This is a genomic window from Serratia silvae (assembly GCF_023282985.1).
GTDB classification, from domain to species: domain Bacteria; phylum Pseudomonadota; class Gammaproteobacteria; order Enterobacterales; family Enterobacteriaceae; genus Chania; species Chania silvae.
On record NZ_JAGQDC010000007.1, the window covers coordinates 101023 to 124273 of the forward strand.

A 23251-nucleotide genomic window follows, 5' to 3' on the forward strand; every position below is an offset into this window, starting at 1 on the left:
ACTACCGTTTAGCACGCTCGGCGCTCAGAGTGGCAATGCGCATAATCACCGCCACCGCCTGCTCCATCCCTTCCAGCGTAATAAACTCATGCTTGCCATGGAAGTTATAGCCGCCGGTAAACAGGTTTGGACAAGGCAGCCCCTTGAAGGACAGTTGTGCGCCATCGGTGCCGCCGCGGATCGGCTTCATCACCGGCTCAATATCGCAATCCCGCATCGCCTGCTGTGCCAGCTGGATCACATGAGGATGCTCAGCCACCTGCTCACGCATGTTGTAGTAATTATCCTCGATCGCCACCTCAATGTAACAATCCCGTGGCAACCCACGGCCAACCTGTTGCGCGACTTCAATCATCTTGCGCTTGCGTGCCTCAAAACCTTCACGCTCAAAATCCCGCAAAATGTAGTGCATCTCGGCACGCTCGACGTTCCCCTTGATGCTGTTGAGATGGTAAAAGCCCTGATACCCCTCGGTATGCTCCGGTGTTTCCTCTGCTGGTAGCGCCTGTTGGAAGCGGGTTGCCAGCGACAGCGCGTTCACCATTACCCCTTTGGCACTGCCAGGATGAACGTTATTACCGACGATTTTGACCGTCACCGCCGCCGCATTGAAGTTTTCACACTCCAGCTCACCCACTCCACCGCCATCAACGGTGTAAGCCCACGCGGCGTCAAACGCGGCAACGTCAAAGAAATGCGCACCTTTGCCTACTTCTTCATCCGGTGTGAACGCCACGCGAATATCGCCGTGAGGAATTTTTTGCTGCTTTAACCGCACCATCGCGGTCAAGATCTCGGCAATCCCGGCTTTATCATCGGCCCCCAACAGCGTTTTGCCGTCGGTAGTGATCAGCGTTTGTCCCAGCATCTGATGCAAGATCGGGAACATCACCGGCGATAACACTTCATCACCGATGCCCAAGGCAATGTCGCCACCACGATAGTTTTCCACTACCTGCGGTGTCACATGCTTACCCGAAAAATCGGGTGAAGTATCAAGGTGAGAAATAAAGCCAATGGCCGGCACTGGCCAGCTCACATTGCCAGGCAGCGTGCCCATCACGCAGCCATGTTCGCTAAGCGATACCCGTTCAAACCCCAGCACAATCATTTCCTGTTGCAACGCACGCGCCAGCTTCAGTTGCCCTTCAGTACTCGGCACATGTTTGACGTTCGCTTTAGCCTGTGTGTCAAATGAGACGTAGTTAAAAAAGCGATCTAGTAGTTTATCCATGGTTCCGCCCTCAGAATTTCGCGTTACATTATGCGGAACCGATCCGGATCAAATATTGAGACAGGTCATTAATAATCAGATTTAACGCAAATCATTAAAGTATGTGATGATTTAATGAGGTAACTACCAACGTTAATTTCAGCCAGTCAGCATGACTTATGGGCGGTTTGGCTTTCAATTACCTGATTCAGCGTCTATCATGCGCGCTCTTTAATTTTTGATCGGCGCCACTGGCTTTGAGCTTCAGTACCTGACGGGTCACTCCCGTAAGCTCGCGCAGTCTTTTCCAGCGGCGGTTCTATCTGCACCACCGTACGGGATAGAGACACTAAAATGACTGAACAATCCTCTCTGGTTACACTGAACGCCCTGAGTAAAAGCTTTGACGGCAAAGAGATCATCAGCGATCTCAACCTTGAGATTAACGACGGCGAATTCCTGACCCTGCTTGGCCCTTCTGGCTGCGGGAAAACTACCGTGCTGCGGCTGATTGCCGGGTTGGAAAATGCCGACCACGGGCAGATCGTGCTCGACGGGCAAGATATCACCGCCATTCCGGCCGAGCATCGGCACGTTAATACCGTGTTTCAAAGCTATGCCCTGTTCCCCCATATGACCGTGTTTGAAAATGTCGCCTTTGGCCTACGCATGCAGAAAACCCCAGAGGCGGAGTTAACGCCACGCGTGGAGGAAGCCCTACGCATGGTGCAATTGGACGAATTCGCTCAGCGCCGCCCGCATCAGCTGTCTGGTGGGCAACAGCAACGGGTGGCGATTGCCCGGGCGGTAGTGAATAAACCTAAACTATTACTGCTCGACGAGTCGCTTTCGGCGCTGGATTACAAGCTGCGCAAGCAGATGCAAAACGAGCTGAAGGCGCTACAGCGCCAGTTAGGCATCACCTTTGTATTCGTCACGCACGATCAGGAAGAGGCGCTGACCATGTCCGATCGCATCGTGGTCATGCGCGATGGACGAATCGAACAGGATGGTACTCCTCGGGAAATCTACGAAGAGCCCAAGAACCTGTTTGTCGCCAGCTTTATCGGTGAGATCAATATCTTTGATGCAGTCGTACTCCATCGCATCGACCCGCAGCGGGTGCGCGCCCGTGTAGAAGGCCGTGAGTGCGATATCTACGCCGATTTGGTGGTCGAGCCAGGGCAATCCCTGAAGGTTCTGCTGCGTCCGGAAGATCTGCGCGTCGAAGAGGTGAACGACAGCGAGCAGATAGATGGCCTGATCGGCTACGTGCGCGAACGTAACTATAAAGGCATGACGCTGGAGTCTGTGGTTGAACTGGAAAACGGCAAGACGGTGATGGTCAGCGAGTTCTTCAATGAAGACGATCCGGACTTTGACCACTCGTTAAACCAGAAGATGGCGATAACCTGGGTTGCAAGCTGGGAGGTGGTGCTGGCCGATGAAGAAATCGCGTAATCTGCTGCAAAATCTGGTGATCAGCGGCACCGTTGGCTGGCTGGTGCTATTTGTTTTTCTGCCGAATCTGATGATCATCGGCACCAGTTTCCTCACCCGTGACGACGCCAATCTGGTGCAGATGGTGTTCACTCTGGATAATTACACCCGGCTGTTTGATCCCCTGTATGGCCAGGTGATGCTGCACTCGCTGAACATGGCGGCGATCGCCACCTTGTGCTGCCTGCTGCTGGGTTATCCCTTCGCCTTTATTCTGGCTCGCCTGCCGCAAAGGGTGCGTCCGCTGCTGCTGTTCCTGCTGATAGTGCCCTTCTGGACCAACTCGCTGATCCGCATCTATGGTCTGAAACTGTTTCTCAGCACCCGCGGCTATCTGAACGAGTTCCTGCTGTGGGTCGGGATCATCGATACGCCGTTACGCATTATGTATACCTCTGGTGCCGTGGTGCTGGGGCTGGTCTACATCTTGCTGCCATTTATGGTGATGCCGCTCTACTCCAGCCTGGAAAAGCTGGATAAATCCTGCCTGGAAGCGGCCCGCGATCTCGGTGCCAGCAAGCTGCAAACCTTTATCCGCATCATCATTCCGCTGACTATGCCAGGCATTATCGCCGGTTGCCTGTTGGTGCTGCTGCCCGCCATGGGCCTGTTCTACGTGGCCGACCTGATGGGCGGAGCCAAAAACCTGCTGATCGGTAACGTCATCAAGAGCCAGTTCCTCAATATCCGTGACTGGCCATTTGGTGCCGCCACCAGTATTTGCCTGACGCTGGTGATGGGGCTGATGCTGTGGATCTATTACCGGGCCGCCAAGCTGCTGAACAAAAAGGGGGAGCTGGAATGATCGGACGCTTGTTACGCGGTGGCTTTATGAGCCTGATTTACGCCTATCTCTATATTCCCATCGTGATCCTGATCGTTAACTCATTCAACACCGCACGATTTGGCATCAACTGGCGGGGGTTTACCACCCACTGGTACAGCATGTTGATGAACAACGACAGTCTGTTGCAGGCCGCTGGGCATTCGCTGACTATGGCGGTGCTTTCCGCCAGCTTTGCGACCATGATCGGCTCGTTGGCGGCGGTGGCGTTGTACCGCTACCGTTTTCGCGGGAAACCCTTCGTCGGTGGCATGCTGTTTGTGGTGATGATGTCGCCGGATATCGTCATGGCCATCTCACTGCTGGTGCTGTTTATGCTGCTAGGTGTCTCGTTAGGCTTCTGGTCGCTGTTATTTTCGCATATCACCTTCTGCCTGCCCTTTGTGGTGGTCACCGTCTATGCACGCCTGAAGGGCTTTGACGTCAAGATGCTGGAGGCCGCACGCGATCTGGGTGCCAGCGAAATGGTGATCCTGCGCAAAATCATCTTGCCGTTAGCGATGCCTGCCGTCGCCGCCAGTTGGCTGCTGAGCTTCACGCTGTCGATGGATGATGTCGTGGTTTCTTCGTTCGTGACCGGGCCAAGCTACGAGATTTTGCCATTGAAGATCTATTCGATGGTGAAGGTCGGCGTTTCGCCTGAGGTCAACGCCTTGGCGACCATTCTGCTGGTGTTATCGCTAGCCCTGGTGCTAACCAGCCAACTGCTGTTGCGCGATCGGCAAAAACACTGATTTGCCAACGGGATAAGCGTCTTTACCCCACCGGGCACGCCACCTATAATGGCCGCTCTCTGGGGTATGGCGCATCAGGCTATACTGTAAAAACACTCACTGCTAAAGGATCCGCACCATGAAAAAGTGGTCACATCTGTTCGCAGCCGGGATGATGGCACTGAGCCTTGGCTCGGCAAACGCCGCAGACGACGGCAAAACGCTCTATTTCTACAACTGGACCGAGTATGTCCCGCCGGGGCTGCTGGAACAGTTCACCAAAGAAACCGGTATCAAGGTGATTTACTCCACCTATGAATCCAACGAAAGCATGTACGCCAAGCTGAAAACCTACCGGGACGGCGCGTACGATCTGGTGGTGCCCTCCACCTATTTCATCGCCAAGATGAGCAAGGAAGGGATGCTGCAAAAAATCGATAAAAGCAAACTCAGCCACTTTAACGATCTCGATCCTAACCTGTTACACAAGCCGTTCGATCCCAACAACGATTACTCCATTCCCTATATCTGGGGCGCAACCGCCATTGGCGTCAATACGGATGCCATTGATGCCAACACCGTAACCGCCTGGGCCGATTTGTGGAAACCGGAATACAAAGGCCGCGTGCTGCTCACCGACGATGCACGCGAAGTGTTCCAGGTCGCGCTGCGTAAGTTGGGCTATTCAGGCAATACCACCGACCCTAAACAGATTGAGGCTGCCTATAACGAGTTGAAGAAGCTCATGCCAAACGTGCTGGCGTTCAACTCCGATAACCCTGGTAATCCGTATATGGAAGGCGAAGTCGATCTGGGCATGGTGTGGAATGGTTCGGCCTATGTCGCACGCCAGGCTGGTACCCCACTGGAGATCGTCTGGCCGAAAGAAGGCGGCATTTTCTGGATGGATAGCCTGGCCATTCCGGCTAACGCCAAAAATGTCGAGGGAGCGTTGAAGCTGATCGACTTCCTGCTTCGCCCGGAGATCGCGGTACAGGTGGCGGAAACCATCGGTTACCCCACCCCCAATCTGGCCGCGAGAAAGCTGTTGCCGAAAGAGATCGCCAACGACAAGTCGCTGTATCCGGATGAGGCGGTAATTGAGAACGGTGAGTGGCAAAACGATGTGGGCGATACCAGTACGCTGTATGAAACCTACTTTCAGCAGCTAAAAGCCGGGCGCTGACCTAGGGAGGGGCAACTATATTGCCCCTCGCCCTATTCGATTAAGGCTTATCCGCCCGCTCGACCTTACCCATCAGGAATTTGTGCACAAAGCGTGGCACCACTTCGCTGGCCGGGCCGTAATGCTTCTCTTCGAACTGACTTTCCACCAGGCTCGGCTCCAGGTTCAGCTCCATGGTATAAGCCCCGCCCAACCGTGCCTCGTGCACAAACCCTGCCGCCGGGTAAACATTGCCGGAGGTGCCAATCGCGATAAAGAAATCGGCCTTGGCCAACGCGGCGTAAATCTCATCCATCCCCAATGGCATTTCACCAAACCACACCACGTGGGGCCGCAGAGGCGCTGGGAACTGGCAGCAGTGGCAACGTTCATCCACGCTCAGGTCTCCCAACCATTCCACCACCTGCCCAGAGCTGGTGCAGCGCACCTTCAGCAGTTCGCCGTGCATATGCAGCACCTGCTTGCTACCGGCCCGCTCGTGCAGATTGTCGATATTCTGCGTGACCAGCAGGAAGTTCTCCTCCCCCAACCACTGTTCCAAATCGGCCAGCGCACGATGAGCCGCATTAGGGCCGATATCCGTTTGCTGTAGCTGCCGGCGACGCGCATTATAAAACGCCTGCACCAAGGCAGGATCGCGCTGATAGCCGTCCAAGGTAGCGACATCTTCCACCTTGTGCTCTTCCCACAGCCCATCGGCAGCGCGGAAAGTACGGATGCCGGACTCGGCAGATACCCCTGCCCCCGTCAGCACCACGACAAACGGCTTTTTCAGCTCTGCCGCCGCCATGGTATCGCGCTGGAATATCCGCGAGCGAAAACGCTGATGCCGCACATGCTTACTCTTGCGAAACTGACACAACCGATGGCGAGTGTGCATGAACTCTCCTTATTTATGACTTTCCACCAAATTGAGGAACGCTGCCCCACGAACACCGCCAGCATCGCCATAGCGTGCCTTCTCGATGCGCGGCAGTTTGGCAACCCGTAACAAATGGGCAGGCAAACGCTGGGGCAACGCCTGATAAATTGCGGCAAAATTCGATAAGCCGCCGCCAATCACCACCAGGTGGGGGTCGATGATGGTCAGCAGGTTGCCCAGGCAAATGGCCAGGACATCCAGAAAACGTTCTACGTGTGCTACGGCCTGTGGCTCACCGACCTGATAATGCGCAATGATTTGCTGCGCTGGCAACTGTTGTTGATAAAAATGCGCGTACATCCATTCAAATCCGCGGCCCGAGATGTAATTCTCGATGCAACCGTCATGGCCACAGCCACAGGCAACGCGAGGAATATCACGCCCGAGCACCTCCAATGCATCCACCGGCAAGCGGAAATGGCCGAACTCTCCGGTGATAAAGTTACGCCCGGAAACTACTTTACCATTAACGATAAAACCACCGCCAACTCCGGTGCCCAGGATAATGCCCAGCACCGTCGGGTAATGGCGGAACTCTTCGTCCCAGGCCTCTGATAGCGTGAAGCAGTTGGCGTCGTTATCAACCTTGACCTCGCGGCCAATCAAGGCGCTCAGATCGCGCGGCAGCGGCTGCCCCATCGCGGCCGGAACGTTGGCAGTAAACAAGGTGCCATCTTCATTTGGCAACCCAGGAATGCCAATACCCACCCGCCCTGGCGTGCCACAAACGGCATCAGCCTCATGGGTGAGATCGCGCAATACCGTCAACAGTTGCCGATAGTCGTCACGCGGCGTCGGCACTCGCTTTTGCCAGATGCGTTGCAGGTTGGCGTCGAACACCCCAAGTTCAATCTTGGTGCCGCCCATATCGAAACCGTAGTACATAACTCGCCCTCAGAGTAAAAAAATGGGGCGCATTGCTGGCCCCAGGTTTTTATTACTGCCCGCTCAATACGCGGGCCGGATCGATGCGGCTGGCACGCCTGGCCGGATACCAACTGGCCAGCAGGCTAAGCACGATTGCCGTAGCCAGTACGATCACTACATCTTGCCAGTGCAGCTCGGACGGCAGGAAATCGATAAAGTAGATGTCGCCAGACAGGAAAGAGTGGCCCATCAGCTTTTCGATGCCCTTGATGATATTGGTCAGCTGTAGCGAGGCGATCACCCCAACCACTACGCCGCTAAGGCTACCCACCAGCCCGGCCAGCAGGCCATACCAGACAAAGATAGCGCGGATAAAGCCGTCTTTGGCTCCCAGTGTACGCAGCACGGCAATGTCGCCGCTCTTGTCCTTCACCGCCATCACCAGGGTGGAAACGATGTTGAAACAGGCCACACCGATCACCAGCACCATCGCCAGATACATGATGGCGCGGATCATCTGAATGTCGCGATACATAAAGCCGTAGGTGCCAATCCAGCTCTTGATATAGACGGTAGCATCGGCGACTTCCCCGGCGTCACGTACCAGCTTGTTGGCGGCAAACACGTCGTTGACCTTGATGGCAATGCCAGTGACACTGTCACTCATATCCAGATATTGCTGGGCATCCGCCAACGGCACCATAGCCAGGCTGTGATCGAGCTGGCCGCTTAGTTGCAAAATGCCGGTGACATGCAGGCGAATACGCTTCGGCTGCAACAGTTTCATCTCAGGGTCACTGTTGGGGATCATCACAGTGACGTAAGAACCCTGCTTCACGCCCAGCGCTTCAGCCACGCCCTTACCCAGGATCACCTGCTGCTCGCCACTTTTGAAATTGGTCCAGGCATCACCCTGCACATATTTTGGCAACGCGCTAAGCTCACTCTCCTGCGCAGGATCGACACCTTTCACCTGCACAGCGCGTAGCTGAGCGCCATTTTCCATCAGCCCGGTAAAGTTGATATAGGGCGCCGCAGCCAAAATGCCCGGTACCTTTTCGACCCGTTGCAAGATCTCTGGCCAGCCGGTGAACGGTTGTTTGACCGGTTCGATCTCGCCGTGTGGCACCACCGCCAGAATACGGTTTTGCAATTCACGTTCGAAGCCGTTCATCGCGCTTAGCCCGACGATCAGTACCGCAACGCCCAGCGCGATGCCGATGGTGGAGATCACCGAAATCAGCGAAACCATGCCGCCGCGCCGCCGGCCACGGCTGAAGCGCAGCGCCATCAGCAATGAAAGTGGCGAAGCGCTCATTACTCGGCCCCCATCAGGGTCAGCTGTGCCTGTAGATGGCCGTCTGCCATTTCCAACTGGCGGCTCAGGCGTTTAGCAAGTTGGAGATCGTGGGTGACCACCAAAAATGCGGTGCCCTGGCGTACGTTCAATTCGCCCAGCAGATCGAAGATGCTGTCTGCGGTGCGTTTATCCAGGTTGCCGGTAGGCTCATCCGCCAATACCAGAGAAGGGTTGTTCACCAACGCACGAGCAATCGCCACGCGCTGACGCTCGCCGCCGGAAAGCTCGGACGGGCGATGTTTGCTACGCTTATCCAACCCCACGGCCGCCAGCATCTCCAGCGACTTTTCCTTCGCCAGCGCCGGTTTCATGCCGCCGATCAGCAGCGGCATCGCCGCATTTTCCAGTGCGGTGAAATCCGGTAACAGGTGGTGAAACTGATAGATAAAGCCGAGCTGGCGGTTGCGCAACTCCGCTTTGGCAGTGGAAGAAAGCTTGTTCAACGACTGCCCTTTGTAGATCACCTCACCGGAGGTAGGCGAATCCAGCCCCCCCAGTAGGTGCAGCAAAGTACTTTTACCGGAACCCGAGCTGCCGACGATCGCCATCATCTCGCCCGGTTGCATGGCAAAACTGACATTGCGCAGCACGTCGGTATGCAGGTTGCCTTCCTGATAGGTTTTACACAGGCGCTCACACTGCAATAAAGGATGGTTACTCATAACGTAAAGCCTCAGCGGGTTGTACGGCGGCAGCGCGCCATGAAGGGTAAAGCGTGGATAACAGCGAGACCGCCATCGCCACTACGGCAATGATCGTCACCTGGATAGGGTCAACCGCCACCGGCAGAGAAGCCCCGTCGATCAACGCGCCAAGGATTGGCATCAGGTTGTTCAGATTGGTGGCAAGCAGAACGCCTAACAGCGTGCCCAGCAACGAGCCGATAATCCCGGCGCTGGCCCCCTGCACCATAAACACCGACATGATCTGCCGCCGCGTCAGGCCCAAGGTTTGTAGAATGGCCACTTCACCCTGCTTCTCCATCACCAACAGGCCCAGCGAGGTAATGATATTGAATGCGGCTACCGCCACGATCAGGCTAAGCAGCAGCCCCATCATGTTTTTCTCCATGCGCACCGCCTGGAACAGCTCGCCTTTGCGCTCGCGCCAGTCTTTCCACTGGGTGCCTTCCGGCAGCGTTTGCTGGCTTAGGGTGTCCACGGTCAACGGCTGTTGCAGGAACAGACGCCAGCCGGTGATATTACCCGCCGGGTAACGCATCAGACGTGAGGCATCTTGCTGGTTCGCCAGCAGTTGATAGCCGTCCACTTCGCTATTGGCGTGGAAGGTGCCAATCACGGTGAACAGACGTTGGCTCGGGATGCGGCCCATCAGGGTGAACTGGCTGGCGCTCGGCACCATCAGACGCAGCCGATCACCACGCTTGACGCCCAACTGCCCGGCAAGCTGCTCACCGATAATCAGGTTGTACTCGCCCGGTTGCAGCTGTTGCTGTTTAACGTTGACCAGATAAGGCGTCAGCGGATCGGGCTGTTGGGGGTCAACCCCCAACATGACGCCAACGGCCACGCTGCGAGCGCTTTGCAGCACCACATCGCCGGTAGTCAGCGGGGAGACTCGGGTGACGCCATGCAGGTTTTGCACGGCAGAGGCTGGCAGCTGTTCAGGGTTGATAGAGCCCTGTTTGCTGGTGATCAGCGCCTGCGGCATGAGCCCCAGGATGTTGTTTTCGAGATCTTTCTCGAAGCCATTCATCACTGAAAGCACCGTCACCAACGCCATCACCCCCAGCGTAATGCCAATGGTGGATAACCAGGAAACAAACCGCCCAAAGCGGTCTGAGGCTCGCCCGCGCATATAACGCAGGCCAATAAATAACGCGACAGGTTGATACATGAAATCCGTTTTGTTGCCGTAGCTTAAGCAAAGTGATCAAGGATAATAAAGGCTCTACCTGGTTTATGGAACCACCCGGCCGGTTTTATTCATCATGTTTGCACGGCTTTACAGAAAATGCCGGATTTTGACCTTCCTGATGGCACGGTTGTTCCGCTTAACCGTTTGACAATCCGTTTACAACGGGCAAATTAATAGACTGAACGAATCAATGCCAACCATATGAGGTAGCCATGACCGTTACGTCCCACAGCATCACCGCCGCCGATATTGCCAAAGCGGCCGAAATCCTGCAAAACCACGCGATCCGCACGCCGGTAATGACTTCCCGTCAGGCGGATGAGATCGCCGGTGCCCAACTCTTTTTCAAGTGCGAGAACTTCCAGCGTATTGGGGCCTTTAAATTCCGTGGGGCCTATAACGCCATCAGCCAGCTCACCCCAGCCCAACGTCAGGCCGGAGTGATAGCCTTCTCATCCGGAAACCATGCGCAGGCCATGGCGTTGGCGGCCCGTGAGCTTGGGGTGAAGGTCACCATCGTAATGCCACATGACGCCCCTGCCGCCAAGCTAGCGGCAACGCGCGGCTATGGAGCTAACGTGGTGATCTACCAGCGGCAAACCGAAGACCGGGAAGCCATCACCCAACGGTTAGCGGCGGAACACGGCTTAACGATGATCCCACCTTACGATTATCCGCAAGTGATAGCTGGCCAAGGCACCGCAGCTAAAGAGCTGATCGAAGAAGTTGGCCCGCTGGATATTTTGCTGGTTTGCACCGGCGGCGGCGGGCTGCTCTCCGGCTGCGCCATTGCAGCACATCACTGGTCGCCCGGTTGCCGGGTATTTGGCGTCGAACCCGAAGCGGGCAACGATGTGCAACAGGCGTTCCGAAGCGGTGAAAAAGTGTGGATACCGGTACCAAAAACCATTGCCGACGGCGCGCAAACCCAGCAGGTGGGCAATCTCACCTTCCCGATCATTCAACACTATGTGGAAGATATTCTGACGGTGACCGACCAACAGCTATGCCAGCAAATGCGTTTCTTTATGGAGCGGATGAAGATGGTAGTCGAACCGACCGGTTGCCTGGCTGCTGCGGCGGCGATGAATCAGGTCATCGATCTACGGGGCAAAAAAGTCGGGGTGATCGTCAGCGGTGGCAACGTGGACGTCGATAAAATCGGCCAGTACCTCGCCATGGCGCAGGATTGATTAAATTACCGCCAACGGGAAGCTTGCTCGCGCTTTTACCGGTGTTAGTTTATACGCCGCTGGGCTAGTATAACCAAGGTATACTCGTCGTCTTTCAAGCTGCAGCGTTGTTACCTGCACTCTCTCACCCCAGTCACTTACAAAAGTAAGCTCCTGGGGATGAGATAGCTTGGCGCCTAGCTGTGGAATGCCGCGAGCGCATGGATGCGCAAGAGCGGCCAACTTGAAATCCATAGGGTATAAGGAATGAGTAATTCTTTGTGACAAGCAAACAGGATTTTGTGGTATTCACGCGTCAAGCGCCACGGTGAACACCACAAAAACTGTTATTCAATTCATTGATTAAAGATAACTGAATGAGCATTTCTGATAAAAGCCGCAGCTCCGCATCCTCCTACCGTTACTCTCTTCCTGACCGCGCGGGCGATTTACGCCAGCTAGGGCAGCTCACCGGTTCTGCCTGTGCCGTTGAATGCGCCGAAATCGCCGAACGCCATCCCGGCCCGGTGATGCTGATCGCCCCGGATATGCAAAATGCGTTGCGGCTGCGTGACGAAATCCAGCAGTTTACCGACCAGATGGTGACCACCCTTTCCGACTGGGAAACGCTGCCATACGACAGCTTTTCGCCTCATCAGGAAATCATCTCGGCGCGGCTTTCCAGCCTGTATCACCTGCCGAACATGGCACGCGGCATCATCATTTTGCCGGTGAATACGCTGATGCAACGCGTCTGCCCGCATGAGTTCCTGCATGGCCATGCGTTGGTGATGAAGAAGGGCCAGCGGCTATCGCGGGATCTGCTGCGGGCACAGTTGGAACAGGCAGGTTACCGCAGCGTCGATCAGGTGATGGAGCACGGCGAATTTGCCACGCGCGGCGCATTGCTGGATCTGTATCCCATGGGCAGCGAAGAACCTTATCGCATCGACTTTTTCGACGACGAGATCGACAGCCTGCGCACCTTTGATGTGGATAACCAACGCACGCTGAGTGAAGTTGAAGCCATCAATCTGCTACCTGCGCACGAGTTCCCAACGGATAAGGCCGCCATTGAGCTGTTCCGCAGCCAGTGGCGTGAACAGTTTGAAGTGCGTCGCGACGCCGAACATATTTATCAGCAAGTGAGTAAAGGCACCTGGCCTGCCGGTATCGAATACTGGCAACCGCTGTTCTTCAGCCAGCCGCTACCCTCGCTGTTCAGCTATCTGCCTGCCAATACGCTGCTCGTCAATACCGGTAACCTGGAAGGCGCCGCCGAACGTTTCTGGCTCGATGTCAATCAACGCTATGAGAACCGGCGGATCGACCCCATGCGACCGCTGCTGGCCCCGGATACCCTTTGGTTGCGGGTCGATGCGCTATTTTCCGAACTGAAAGCCTGGCCGCGAATGGCGTTGAAAACCGAGGAGCTGCCAGCCAAAGCCGGTTGCACCAACCTGGGTTATCAAACCCTGCCGGATCTGGCCGTCCAGGCCCAGCAGAAAGCCCCACTGGATAATCTGCGGCGCTTTATTGAAAGCTTCACCGGCGGCGTGGTCTTCTCGGTAGAGAGTGAAGGCCGCCGCGAAACCCTGCAAGACCTGCTTGGCCGTATCAAGCTCAGTACCAGCCTGATCCATCATCTGGATGAGGTTGTATCGCCGGGACGTTACATTATGGTCGGCGCCTCCGAGCATGGCTTCCTGGATACGCTGCGTGATCGGGCGTTGATCTGCGAAAGCGATCTGCTCGGTGAACGCGTCAGCCGCCGTCGGCAGGATAATCGCCGCACCATCAATACCGATACCCTGATCCGCAACCTGGCAGAGCTGCACCCTGGGCAGCCGGTGGTACATCTGGAACACGGCGTTGGCCGCTACGTTGGCCTGACGACGCTGGAAGCCGGGGGCATCAAAGCGGAATATCTGATCCTCGCCTACGCCGGTGAAGACAAGCTGTACGTGCCGGTCTCTTCCCTGCATCTGATCAGCCGCTATGCAGGGGGGGCCGATGAAAACGCCCCGCTGCACCGTCTTGGTGGGGATGTGTGGTCGCGAGCCAGGCAGAAAGCTGCCGAACGCGTACGTGACGTGGCCGCCGAGCTGTTGGACATCTACGCCCAACGCGCCGCCAAGAGCGGTTTTGCGTTCAAGCATAATCGTGATCAGTATCAGCTGTTCTGCCAGACTTTCCCGTTTGAGACCACGCCGGATCAGGAACAGGCCATCAACGCGGTGCTGAGCGATATGTGCCAACCGTTGGCAATGGATCGTCTGGTGTGCGGCGACGTCGGCTTTGGTAAAACCGAAGTCGCGATGCGTGCCGCCTTCCTGGCCGTCGAAAACGGCAAACAGGTCGCGGTACTGGTGCCGACGACCCTGCTGGCGCAACAGCACTTCGACAACTTCCGCGATCGCTTTGCCACCTGGCCAATCCGCATCGAAATGATGTCGCGTTTTCGCAGTGCCAAAGAGCAGCAGCAGATCCTGGAAGACGCGGCCGAAGGCAAAGTGGATATCATTATCGGCACCCATAAGCTGTTGCAGAGCGATCTGCGCTGGAAAGATCTGGGGCTGTTGATCGTCGATGAAGAACACCGCTTTGGCGTACGTCACAAAGAGCGTATCAAGGCGATGCGTTCAGACGTAGATATTCTGACGCTGACCGCCACGCCAATCCCGCGCACCCTGAATATGGCCATGAGCGGCATGCGCGATCTGTCGATCATTGCTACGCCACCAGCCCGCCGTCTGGCAGTGAAAACCTTTGTCCGTGAGTACGACAGCCTGGTGGTGCGCGAGGCCATCCTGCGTGAAGTACTGCGCGGCGGCCAGGTGTATTACCTGTATAACGACGTCGAGAATATTGATAAGGCCGCCGAACGCCTGGCGGAGCTGGTGCCAGAAGCACGGATTGCCATTGGTCACGGCCAGATGCGGGAACGCGATCTGGAGCGGGTGATGAACGATTTCCACCACCAGCGCTTCAACGTGTTGGTCTGTACCACCATTATTGAAACCGGCATCGATATCCCTAGTGCCAATACCATCATTATCGAACGGGCCGATCGCTTTGGCTTGGCGCAGCTGCATCAGTTGCGTGGCCGCGTTGGGCGTTCGCACCATCAGGCCTATGCTTATCTGTTAACGCCGAACCCGAAGGTCATGAGCACCGACGCCCACAAGCGGTTGGAAGCAATCGCAACGCTGGAAGATTTGGGGGCAGGATTCGCGCTCGCCACCCACGATTTGGAAATTCGTGGTGCTGGCGAACTGCTGGGGGAAGACCAAAGCGGCCAGATGACCACAGTGGGCTTCTCGCTGTATATGGAGCTGTTGGAAAGCGCTGTCGACGCACTGAAGAACGGGCGTGAACCTTCGCTGGAAGATCTCACCAGCAATCAAACGGAGGTGGAACTGCGTATGCCAGCGCTGCTGCCCGATGACTTTATCCCGGACGTGAATACCCGTTTATCCTTCTACAAACGCATTGCCAGCGCTAAAAATGAGGGTGAGCTGGAGGAATTGAAGGTCGAGCTGATCGATCGCTTTGGCCTGTTGCCTGATGCGGCGCGTAACCTGCTGCAAAGTGCAGCAATGCGTCAACAGGCACAGATACTGGGGATCAAGCGTATCGAAGGCAACGAGCGCGGGGGTTTTATCGAGTTTGGCGAGAAGAACCGGGTCGATCCGGGTTATCTGATTGGCCTACTGCAAAGCAAACCGCAGGTTTACCGCCTGGATGGGCCAACCAAGCTGAAGTTTATGTTGGATCTTAGCGACCGGGCAGAACGACTGAAGTTTATCGGCGAGCTGTTAGCTGCATTCCGGGAACATACTTTGGCGGTTTGATGTCCGCACCGTTCCAGCGCCATTTTAAGGGGAACGCGGTTCCCTAATCATGGCGCCAGAACGGCTCCCTCTCCCAGTGGGAGAGGGTTGGGGTAAGGGGTAAACGCCGAAGATCAGACCTTGGTCAGCACCAACTGACCGCTTTTATCCAGCGGGATCTGGGTGCCTGGATCGTGATCCATGCGGATTTTACCCTGCTGGTTACCAATCTTGTAGGTCACGTCATAACCCAGCACTTTTTGCGATTTGTCATACACCGTTTTGCAGCGCTGCTGCGTGCTGGTGGTGGTATCGTTGTCCTGCATGGCCCCCTGTACCTGATGACCAGCATAACCGCCCCCCAGCGCACCTACCACAGTCGCAACATCACGACCCCGGCCGCCGCCAAACTGGTGACCAATCACGCCCCCAGCAACCGCACCCAGCACGGAACCCGCGATGCGGTTTTCATCCTGAACCGGTGCACGATGGGTCACCTGGACGTTCTGGCACTCCTGGCGAGGGGTTTTGATGGTTTCCTTGATCGGTGTTGCGGCGAGAACCTGCGCATATTGTGGGCCGGGAGTAAATACGTCCAGGCTGGCCACGGCAGCAATTCCCAGAGCGGCCGCAATACCAATCCCAACACCGGCTAACATTGATTTGTTCACAGGAAATCCTCCTGAATGTGTTACCACGCATTATGCACCGGGCAAGCTCCCATTCAAACGCTCCCCCGGTTTACGGCGTGCGTGACGCGCCGTCTGTAAACGCCCTAAAGTTTGCACAAGGAAGTTCACCCCCACAATAAGACTCAGGGAGCAAAACGCGCTGAAAGGAGGCAAAAAACGGTGAATTAAGAGAAATCCTAAGTATGCCTGCCTCTTTATCACGGCAATAAAAAACCCACGCGGCAAGCCTACGTGGGTTTTCATCAACCAAATGAGCGGATTAAAACATCAGTGCATCTTCAAGCGCGGACGGATCACACGGTTGATCCCCCCCACCAACATCATCAGGCCGGTTTTGGTATAGCCGTGCAGCGCTACCTGGTGCATACGGTACAGCGAAATATACACCACGCGGGCGATACGCCCTTCGACCATCATCGAACCGCGCATCAAGTTGCCCATCAAGCTACCTACGGTGCTGAAGCGGGAAAGCGAGACCAGTGAACCGTGATCCTTATAAACGTAAGGTTTCATCGGCTTATCGTGCATCATAGCCAGGATGTTGCTATAGCAACGCGATGCCATCTGGTGGGCAGACTGTGCCCGTGGTGGCACAAAACCGCCGCCTTCACGCGGGCAGGAAGCGCAGTCACCAATGGCAAAGATGTTAGCATCACGGGTGGTTTGCAGCGTTGGCTCAACCACTAGCTGGTTGATGCGGTTGGTTTCCAGCCCGGCAATCTCTTTCATAAAGTCCGGAGCCTTGATGCCCGCTGCCCATACCATCAGATCGGCATTGATAAACTCGCCGCCTTTGGTGTTCAGGCCATGTTCATCGGCACTGGTCACCATGGTATTGGTTAATACGCGTACCCCAAGCTTGTTCAGCTCCTGGTGCGCCGCTGCGGAAATACGCGGCGGCAGCGCTGGCAGAATACGCTCACCGGCTTCAACCAAAGTAACCTTCAAGGCGCTGTTATCCAGCCCTTCAAAACCGTAGCTGTGCAGCTGTTTGACCGCGTTATGCAGTTCTGCCGACAGCTCAACGCCGGTAGCGCCACCACCCACGATGGCGATATTCACGCTCTCTTTCTCTGCCGGATTGGCAGAGAACTTGAGGAACAGGTTCAACATTTCGTTATGAAAGCGGTGCGCCTGATTCGGGTTATCCAGGAAGATACAGTTATCCCTCACCCCTGGGGTGCCAAAGTCGTTCGAGGTGCTGCCGAGCGCCATCACCAGGATGTCGTAGCTCAACTCACGGGCGGGAACCAGTTGACAGCCCTGCTCATCGCAGATCTGCGTTAACTGCAACGTTTTCTTTTCACGGTCAATATTGACCAGTGAACCCAGTTGGAAGTTGAAGAAGTGATTACGCGCATGCGCCAGGTAGTTCAACGCATCTACACCGTCATCCAGGGAGCCGGTAGCCACTTCATGCAATAGCGGTTTCCACAGGTGGCTGTGGTTGCGATCCACCAGCGTGATATCCGCCTTGTGCTTACGACCCAGTTTATGGCCCAGGCTGGTTGCTAGCTCCAGACCACCGGCACCACCGCCGACAATAACTATTTTCTTCTTTGGTGTTGTCAAAATGACCCCCTGAATGTGAACCAATTGTTGCCTAAGGGTAAATAAATAATATCCTTAGAATACATAGGGTTCGCTTAAGTTAAACCTGCAATCTGAGGCCAGAATAGCACGAGAGGTTATTTGGTCATACCAAAATTGATGTACGTCAAAGTTTTTTGGTTAAAGGCTGGACGAAGGGATTTTTTGAGGATTGTGATTCAGATAGTTAGCGTGAGATCACAGTTTCGCATTTTGCTACCAAACGGCGAAAACGGGCACGATAAAAACAAAAAAGCCGCAATTGCTGCCCTTGGGAAACAGCGTTCACGGCCCGATGACGCGTTATAAAACTGTTACGTTGACGTTTTGAACACTTTGATGCGCTGAAGGTGTGGCGAGATGTTTTTAAACTTGTGACTCTGCTGTTCATCCCAGACAATTTCATAATATTTGTGCAGCAACTCAGCACTACGCTGGCTGTCCAGCACTTCGTCCTGACGAGAAAGCACTACCAGGCAACGATCGCGGTTCTTCTCACGGAAATCTTCCACGCATTTGGTGGCGATATCGCGATACTCTTCCGGCCGGTCGATCTTGCCATGCATATGTTCTTCCGGGTACAGGTTCGGGTTGAAGATCACCTGACGGATGCCGCACAAAAAGCCGATACGTTCGGCCCAAAAGCCCCCAAGACCCACGCCGCAGATCAACGGATGGGCATCCCCTTCCTGCTGAACCGCCTTGTCCACCTCTTTCAATAAATGCTGCATATCATGGCGGGGATGCAAAGTGCTGTAGCTGATAAAACGCACGTCCGGATCGATGAACTGTAACTGCAGAATCTTTTCATGATTGCCGGGACTGGTGGAATCGAAGCCATGCAAATAAATAATCATGTGGTTCCTCGCAACAAGCTGGGGGCCGCTGGCAGCCCCCATTATTAACGCCGCCTTCTTGCGGCGCCCTGGCAGTTCACCCCGCTGAGCGTTGCTTATGCTCTTCCCAGCGTTCATGCAATTGACTCAGCGCACTATGCGCTTTTTGCCAACGGTCGGAATCGCGCAGTTCCTGACGGGTGAACTGACCGCGATGATATAACCGCTGCAATTTCTCTACTTTGACCGGGGACAGGTTATCTAACACGCTGACCGCCCCTGCCCGATTATTACAAACCAGGATCATATCACAACCGGCATCCAGCGCAGCCTGGCCACGCTCGGCATAGCTGCCCATGATCGCCGCCCCTTCCATCGACAGATCGTCAGAGAAGATCACGCCCTCAAAGCCCAACTCCTGACGCAAGATTTGCTGCAGCCAGTAAGGTGAGCCGCTGGCCGGGCGCGGGTCTGCCTCAGTATAGATGACATGGGCTGGCATGATGGCATCCAACAACCCGCGTTGGATCAGCTCACGAAAAATGGTCATATCATGTTCGCGGATTTGGGCCAATGGCCGTGGATCGCGCGGAGTTTCTTTGTGCGAGTCTGCCGTGACCGCACCATGCCCTGGGAAATGCTTGCCGGTGGTTTTCATCCCGGCACTGTGCATCCCCTGGATAAAGCGTTCAGCCATCACTAACGCCTGCTGCGGATCGCTATGGAAAGAACGTTCGCCAATCGCCGCGCTGGCGTGGCCGATGTCCAATACCGGGGCAAAACTGATATCGATATCCTGGGCAATCATTTCCGAGGCCATCAACCACCCGGCCTCCTGAGCCAGACGGCCGCCTTCCTGGGCATCGTTGATTGCCGCAAAGGACTGCGCCGCCGGTAAGCGGGTAAAACCTTCGCGAAAGCGCTGCACGCGCCCGCCCTCCTGATCCACCGCCACCACCAGCCGCGAATGCGAGGCCGCGCGGATCTGGCGAACCAGCTCACGCAACTGCTGCGGATCGGCAAAGTTGCGGGTAAACAGGATTAGGCCCCCTACCAGCGGGTGTTTTAAAATCTCGCGTTCTTCTGCGTCCAGCTCATAGCCGACGACATCTAGCATTACTGGGCCCACGGCCACCTCACATCAGTATTCATGATTAATTGGACGATAATAAACAAAAACGCCGGTATAACGCTGCGCCCCAACGCAAAAACTCCTCATCTCGACACTGCTGCCAGCGCACTTCGCACCACATCAGCATCAAGTAATCCACCCACGGCAACCAACGCTGAACCTGTGAGGCCAGCTGCGGCAAATCGGCATAGCCGTGTGCTTGGTATTGCTCTAAAAAGCGTTGTTTAACAGCCGGGGAAAATTGATTGAAGCGAAACATTGCCGCCAGCTCCAGGGCAATATCGCCATCGGCAGCATACTCCCAGTCGATCAGCCTGAGTTGCCCACCCTGTAGCAGCAGATTACCGGCATGAATATCCATGTGTAGCGGTGCCAGCTGCAACGGGCACGGCAGGGTGCCACTGATGAAATAGCGCTGCCAGCGTAGCCAGGCAGGCGTGACCCGCCGGCGATCGATCTGCTGCCAATAGCGGGTAAACTGCTGTTGCAGATCCAGCCGGTAACCACTCAACCCACGGTTATGCAGCCGGGCGGTCAGTTCGGCCAACTCGCCATTGGCCGTGAAGGAAGCAAACGCCGTTTCGTCAACGCTCTCGCCAGCAAGCCATTCGACGATCAACCATTCTGGGCTCTGTAGCCATACCTTTGGACCCAGGCCCAATCCAACGCGCTTGAGTACTTGCCCCTCACGCCGACGGTTAACGCCGAGCATGCGTTTTTCCGGCGTTTGTGGACGGGCCAGCAGTTGCACATCGTCGCCGTCGATCCGCCAGCTTTCTCCGGTCAACCCCTGCACCCGGCTAAAATGACAACCGGCGGTATTTACCGCCGGCAGCCTGTTACTCAAGAGTCGCCGCAGTTGGGATTCAGTATTTGACGTCGCCATTGCCTGACCAGACGATCTCACCGGTTTGTACCAGCATCAGCTGCATTTCCATTGCCGGTGACTTCACATCGCCACTAACGTCGCTATACAACACGTATTGCGCGTTGACGATGCGCGCCAGGCCAATGGCTTTGCTGCGCGATCCGAGGCTGTCTTCCGCCGACAGGCCCAGCGTCTGTTTGGCGCTTGCCAACTGTGCTTCCGGCACGACGGCAAAGATTTTGTTGGAGGCCAAAGCCTGGTGCAGCGCCGACGTGGCGTTACCGATGCTCAATGAACCATTGGTATTGTTCTTCACGCTGTCCAACAGCAATACGCTGCCAGGTGCTACGCCATCGGCCTTCAACATCTGATTGACCAACGGCTGCACGCTGCCCAGCCAGTCAAGCTGCTGGATCTTCGGCGGCTGTGGCACCGGTTCGGTGGTCGGTGGCAACGGTTCAGGCTGAGGCTCTGGTTGCGGCTGTGGCTCGACCGTCACCGGAGCCGTAGGCTCTGGCGGGCGCGATGGACAGCCGGTTAACACCAACGCGGCCAGCGCCACCCATAGGAACTTTTTCATTACCCTTCTCCCACATAAACCAAGAATTACAAGAATAAATACAGCCGTACACGTTTGGCATCAAGGTTGCTATTCAACGAATAAATCTCGGCGTCTGAATTGGCAGCAACGGTGACCGTGCGCGGCTGTTCAAAAGGCAGGATATCCAGCCCCTGTTTGTCATACCAGTAGAAACGGTAGTGGAGGGTCACTGGCGTCGTCTGAGTGTTGCTGAGCACCGAACTGGCCCGCAGACGGCCAGACGCGTCGGCAATCGACGGGTTATCCGCCAGAATACCCGCCGTCAGTACCGGTGAATCCATCACCACCGTTTGCCGTTCATTGACCGAGATACCCTTCGGGCTGCTACAGCCCATCAACATTGCGGCGGGGAGTACCAACGCCATCAAGTAACGCGTCGTGTGGATATAGCGCATGGCCTTCCTCGGTTAACGTGACAACAACGGACCCAGAACGCGCCCACCGACTAAATGCATATGAATGTGATAGACCTCCTGCCCGCCGTGACGATTGCAATTGATGATCAGGCGGTAGCCGTCTTCGGCAATCCCTTCCTGCTCGGCAATTTTGGCCGCCACGGTGATCATCCGGCCCAACGCAGCCTCATGTTCCACGGTCACATCGTTCACCGTTGGGATCAGCACGTTCGGCACGATCAGGATATGGGTCGGTGCCTGTGGAGAAATATCACGAAATGCGGTGACCAGTTCGTCCTGGTAAACCACATTGGCAGGGATTTCACGGCGAATAATTTTACTGAAAATCGTTTCTTCGGCCATCTGGAACTCCTTGTTCAGCGAAAATATTGGTTTACGCAGTATCGTGACAAATTCTACTGCTATCAACCCGATTGCGCACTTTCCGTATCGAGTGATGGAGAATCACTCAATCAAACCGGTATTAGCTAGATGATTTACTGCCGATCAACTACGGAGCATGGCCACGCATCCAATCAGCCAACGAGTCCAACGTGGGGCGCAGCGTTTTACCCAGTGGCGTTATCTGGTACTCCACCCGTGGTGGCACCTGTGGAAACACCTGACGGGTAACCAGGCCACATTGTTCAAACTGGCGTAACTGACGCGTCAGCTCTTTTTGCGCGATTGGGGCAACCGCGCGCTGTAACTCGCTAAAGCGTATCGGGCCGTCGATCACCATCAGGCGATACAGGATCGGGATCGCCCATTTGCCTGAAATCAAATTGACGAAGCTCACCATCGGGCACGGTTCCCCCGCGGGCGGAAGTGGAAAAATTTTTTCGACCGGCCCTTTCACTGTTGACGCCATTGCATCCTACCTTTTCCTTTAGTACCTAAAAGGTACTATAGCATCAATGAAGCAGTAACTTGTCAATCAGTGGCAAGGTTACGTCCCAATAGATTTTTCTATTGTGCTCATCTGGTTAAAAAACGCTTGCAATGTTACCACATGGTAACATAAGATGAGTTTTAAATTTCAGAGAATTAATGAGATAAGAGAATGGTCAAAGACAGAGAAATAACGGAGCAAAAACTAATTGATTCCATAGGTCATCTCATTGAGAAAGTAGGATTTGAAAACATTGGTGTAAATATCGTATCAAAAGAAGCTGGCGTCTCGAAAGCATTAATATACCGATACTTCAATTCACTGGATGAATTAATATATCGTTATATGGAGAAAAATGATTTTTGGATCAACTTACCGCAGAAGCTCCCCGAAAAATCAAATATAAAAATATATTTAAAACAGATGTTCCGCGAGCAAATAACTCAAATGAGAGCAAATATCGCATTAAAGCGCCTTCATCGCTGGGAGTTATCTGCAGATAACCCCCTGATTAATAAATTGCGTGAGCAAAGAGAGTTAAATGGGTTACGCCTGACGAAGTTTATTAGTCAATTTAGTAAAGTATCCCAAACCGAGCACGCAGCCATCGCTACGATCACGAGTGCAGCGGTCAGTTATCTGATATTATTAGAAGAAAACTGCCATGAGTATAATGGGATAAATATTCGGAGCGATACCGGCTGGGAACACATCATTCAAGGTATAGATAAGTTAATAGATCTCATATATTAAATAG

At 55.0% G+C, this 23251-nt stretch carries 22 protein-coding genes; 7 read left to right on the plus strand and 15 right to left on the minus strand.

Annotated elements, in window-relative coordinates:
• Nucleotide 1: 1 nt before the first annotated feature.
• Nucleotides 2-1234, minus strand: coding sequence for a peptidase T (gene pepT / locus KAJ71_RS10885; protein WP_248945727.1), 1233 nt, complete (start codon nucleotides 1232-1234; stop codon nucleotides 2-4).
• Nucleotides 1235-1567: 333 nt separating this feature from the next.
• Here pepT and potA point away from each other — a divergent pair, with 333 nt between their 5' ends.
• The 4 genes from potA to potD all read left to right on the plus strand — a co-directional run bounded on the left by potA (nucleotide 1568) and on the right by potD (nucleotide 5456).
• Nucleotides 1568-2674, plus strand: coding sequence for a spermidine/putrescine ABC transporter ATP-binding protein PotA (potA, locus tag KAJ71_RS10890; protein WP_248945728.1), 1107 nt, complete (start codon nucleotides 1568-1570; stop codon nucleotides 2672-2674).
• Entirely contained in the window at nucleotides 2658-3518 is an 861-nt protein-coding gene (potB, locus tag KAJ71_RS10895) for a spermidine/putrescine ABC transporter permease PotB (protein WP_248945729.1), read from the plus strand. The genes potA and potB overlap by 17 nt, the downstream gene beginning before the upstream one ends.
• Nucleotides 3515-4291 (plus strand): spermidine/putrescine ABC transporter permease PotC, encoded by a 777-nt coding sequence (gene potC / locus KAJ71_RS10900; protein ID WP_248945730.1) that lies wholly within the window; start codon nucleotides 3515-3517, stop codon nucleotides 4289-4291. The genes potB and potC overlap by 4 nt, the downstream gene beginning before the upstream one ends.
• Before the next feature lie 118 nt (nucleotides 4292-4409).
• Nucleotides 4410-5456 carry a spermidine/putrescine ABC transporter substrate-binding protein PotD gene (potD, locus tag KAJ71_RS10905; protein ID WP_248945731.1) on the plus strand — a complete coding sequence of 349 codons (1047 nt, stop codon included), beginning with the start codon at nucleotides 4410-4412 and terminating at the stop codon, nucleotides 5454-5456.
• A gap of 40 nt (nucleotides 5457-5496) precedes the next feature.
• Here the strand turns inward: potD and cobB are convergent, their stop codons facing one another.
• Genes cobB through lolC form a run of 5 tightly spaced genes read right to left on the minus strand, consistent with a single transcriptional unit; the run spans nucleotide 5497 to nucleotide 10462 of the window.
• On the minus strand, nucleotides 5497-6336 hold the full coding sequence (gene cobB, locus KAJ71_RS10910; protein WP_248945732.1) for a Sir2 family NAD+-dependent deacetylase: 840 nt from the start codon (nucleotides 6334-6336) through the stop codon (nucleotides 5497-5499).
• 9 nt (nucleotides 6337-6345) lie between these two features.
• A complete protein-coding gene (gene nagK / locus KAJ71_RS10915) occupies nucleotides 6346-7263 on the minus strand; it encodes an N-acetylglucosamine kinase (protein ID WP_248945733.1) in 918 nt (305 codons plus the stop codon).
• Between the two features lie 52 nt (nucleotides 7264-7315).
• The gene (lolE, locus tag KAJ71_RS10920) at nucleotides 7316-8563 is read right to left on the minus strand and encodes a lipoprotein-releasing ABC transporter permease subunit LolE (protein WP_248945735.1); all 1248 of its coding nucleotides are present in this window, start codon (nucleotides 8561-8563) and stop codon (nucleotides 7316-7318) included.
• Nucleotides 8563-9267: a lipoprotein-releasing ABC transporter ATP-binding protein LolD gene (gene lolD / locus KAJ71_RS10925; protein WP_248945737.1), complete on the minus strand. Its 705-nt coding sequence runs from the start codon at nucleotides 9265-9267 to the stop codon at nucleotides 8563-8565. The genes lolE and lolD overlap by 1 nt, the downstream gene beginning before the upstream one ends.
• Nucleotides 9260-10462 carry a lipoprotein-releasing ABC transporter permease subunit LolC gene (gene lolC, locus KAJ71_RS10930; RefSeq protein ID WP_248945738.1) on the minus strand — a complete coding sequence of 401 codons (1203 nt, stop codon included), beginning with the start codon at nucleotides 10460-10462 and terminating at the stop codon, nucleotides 9260-9262. Before lolC ends, lolD begins: the two co-directional genes overlap by 8 nt.
• Before the next feature lie 233 nt (nucleotides 10463-10695).
• Here lolC and KAJ71_RS10935 point away from each other — a divergent pair, with 233 nt between their 5' ends.
• Both KAJ71_RS10935 and mfd read left to right on the plus strand, forming a co-directional pair.
• Nucleotides 10696-11676 (plus strand): threo-3-hydroxy-L-aspartate ammonia-lyase, encoded by a 981-nt coding sequence (locus KAJ71_RS10935; protein ID WP_248945739.1) that lies wholly within the window; start codon nucleotides 10696-10698, stop codon nucleotides 11674-11676.
• Between the two features lie 356 nt (nucleotides 11677-12032).
• Nucleotides 12033-15509 (plus strand): transcription-repair coupling factor, encoded by a 3477-nt coding sequence (gene mfd, locus KAJ71_RS10940; protein WP_248945740.1) that lies wholly within the window; start codon nucleotides 12033-12035, stop codon nucleotides 15507-15509.
• A gap of 113 nt (nucleotides 15510-15622) precedes the next feature.
• On the opposite strand, the gene KAJ71_RS10945 is transcribed toward mfd, so the two are convergent.
• From KAJ71_RS10945 to KAJ71_RS10985, 9 genes are all read right to left on the minus strand, one after another.
• Nucleotides 15623-16147: a glycine zipper 2TM domain-containing protein gene (locus tag KAJ71_RS10945; protein ID WP_248945859.1), complete on the minus strand. Its 525-nt coding sequence runs from the start codon at nucleotides 16145-16147 to the stop codon at nucleotides 15623-15625.
• 300 nt (nucleotides 16148-16447) lie between these two features.
• On the minus strand, nucleotides 16448-17752 hold the full coding sequence (locus KAJ71_RS10950; protein ID WP_248945741.1) for an NAD(P)/FAD-dependent oxidoreductase: 1305 nt from the start codon (nucleotides 17750-17752) through the stop codon (nucleotides 16448-16450).
• A 332-nt stretch (nucleotides 17753-18084) separates the two neighbouring features.
• Nucleotides 18085-18627 (minus strand): alpha/beta hydrolase YcfP, encoded by a 543-nt coding sequence (ycfP, locus tag KAJ71_RS10955; protein WP_248945742.1) that lies wholly within the window; start codon nucleotides 18625-18627, stop codon nucleotides 18085-18087.
• Between the two features lie 76 nt (nucleotides 18628-18703).
• On the minus strand, nucleotides 18704-19723 hold the full coding sequence (gene nagZ / locus KAJ71_RS10960) for a beta-N-acetylhexosaminidase (RefSeq protein WP_248945743.1): 1020 nt from the start codon (nucleotides 19721-19723) through the stop codon (nucleotides 18704-18706).
• A gap of 37 nt (nucleotides 19724-19760) precedes the next feature.
• Nucleotides 19761-20624 (minus strand): phosphotransferase, encoded by an 864-nt coding sequence (locus KAJ71_RS10965; protein ID WP_248945744.1) that lies wholly within the window; start codon nucleotides 20622-20624, stop codon nucleotides 19761-19763.
• A complete protein-coding gene (lpoB, locus tag KAJ71_RS10970; protein ID WP_248945745.1) occupies nucleotides 20605-21186 on the minus strand; it encodes a penicillin-binding protein activator LpoB in 582 nt (193 codons plus the stop codon). The genes KAJ71_RS10965 and lpoB overlap by 20 nt, the downstream gene beginning before the upstream one ends.
• A gap of 26 nt (nucleotides 21187-21212) precedes the next feature.
• Complete coding sequence (locus KAJ71_RS10975) at nucleotides 21213-21602, minus strand: YcfL family putative periplasmic lipoprotein (protein ID WP_248945747.1); 390 nt, start codon at nucleotides 21600-21602, stop codon at nucleotides 21213-21215.
• 12 nt (nucleotides 21603-21614) lie between these two features.
• Entirely contained in the window at nucleotides 21615-21965 is a 351-nt protein-coding gene (gene hinT, locus KAJ71_RS10980; RefSeq protein WP_248945748.1) for a purine nucleoside phosphoramidase, read from the minus strand.
• Between the two features lie 148 nt (nucleotides 21966-22113).
• Nucleotides 22114-22404, minus strand: a complete 291-nt coding sequence (locus KAJ71_RS10985; RefSeq protein WP_248945749.1) for a winged helix-turn-helix transcriptional regulator — start codon at nucleotides 22402-22404, stop codon at nucleotides 22114-22116.
• 261 nt (nucleotides 22405-22665) lie between these two features.
• On the opposite strand from KAJ71_RS10985, the gene KAJ71_RS10990 reads away from it, so the two are divergent.
• A complete protein-coding gene (locus tag KAJ71_RS10990) occupies nucleotides 22666-23247 on the plus strand; it encodes a TetR/AcrR family transcriptional regulator (protein ID WP_248945750.1) in 582 nt (193 codons plus the stop codon).
• Nucleotides 23248-23251 lie beyond the last annotated feature (4 nt).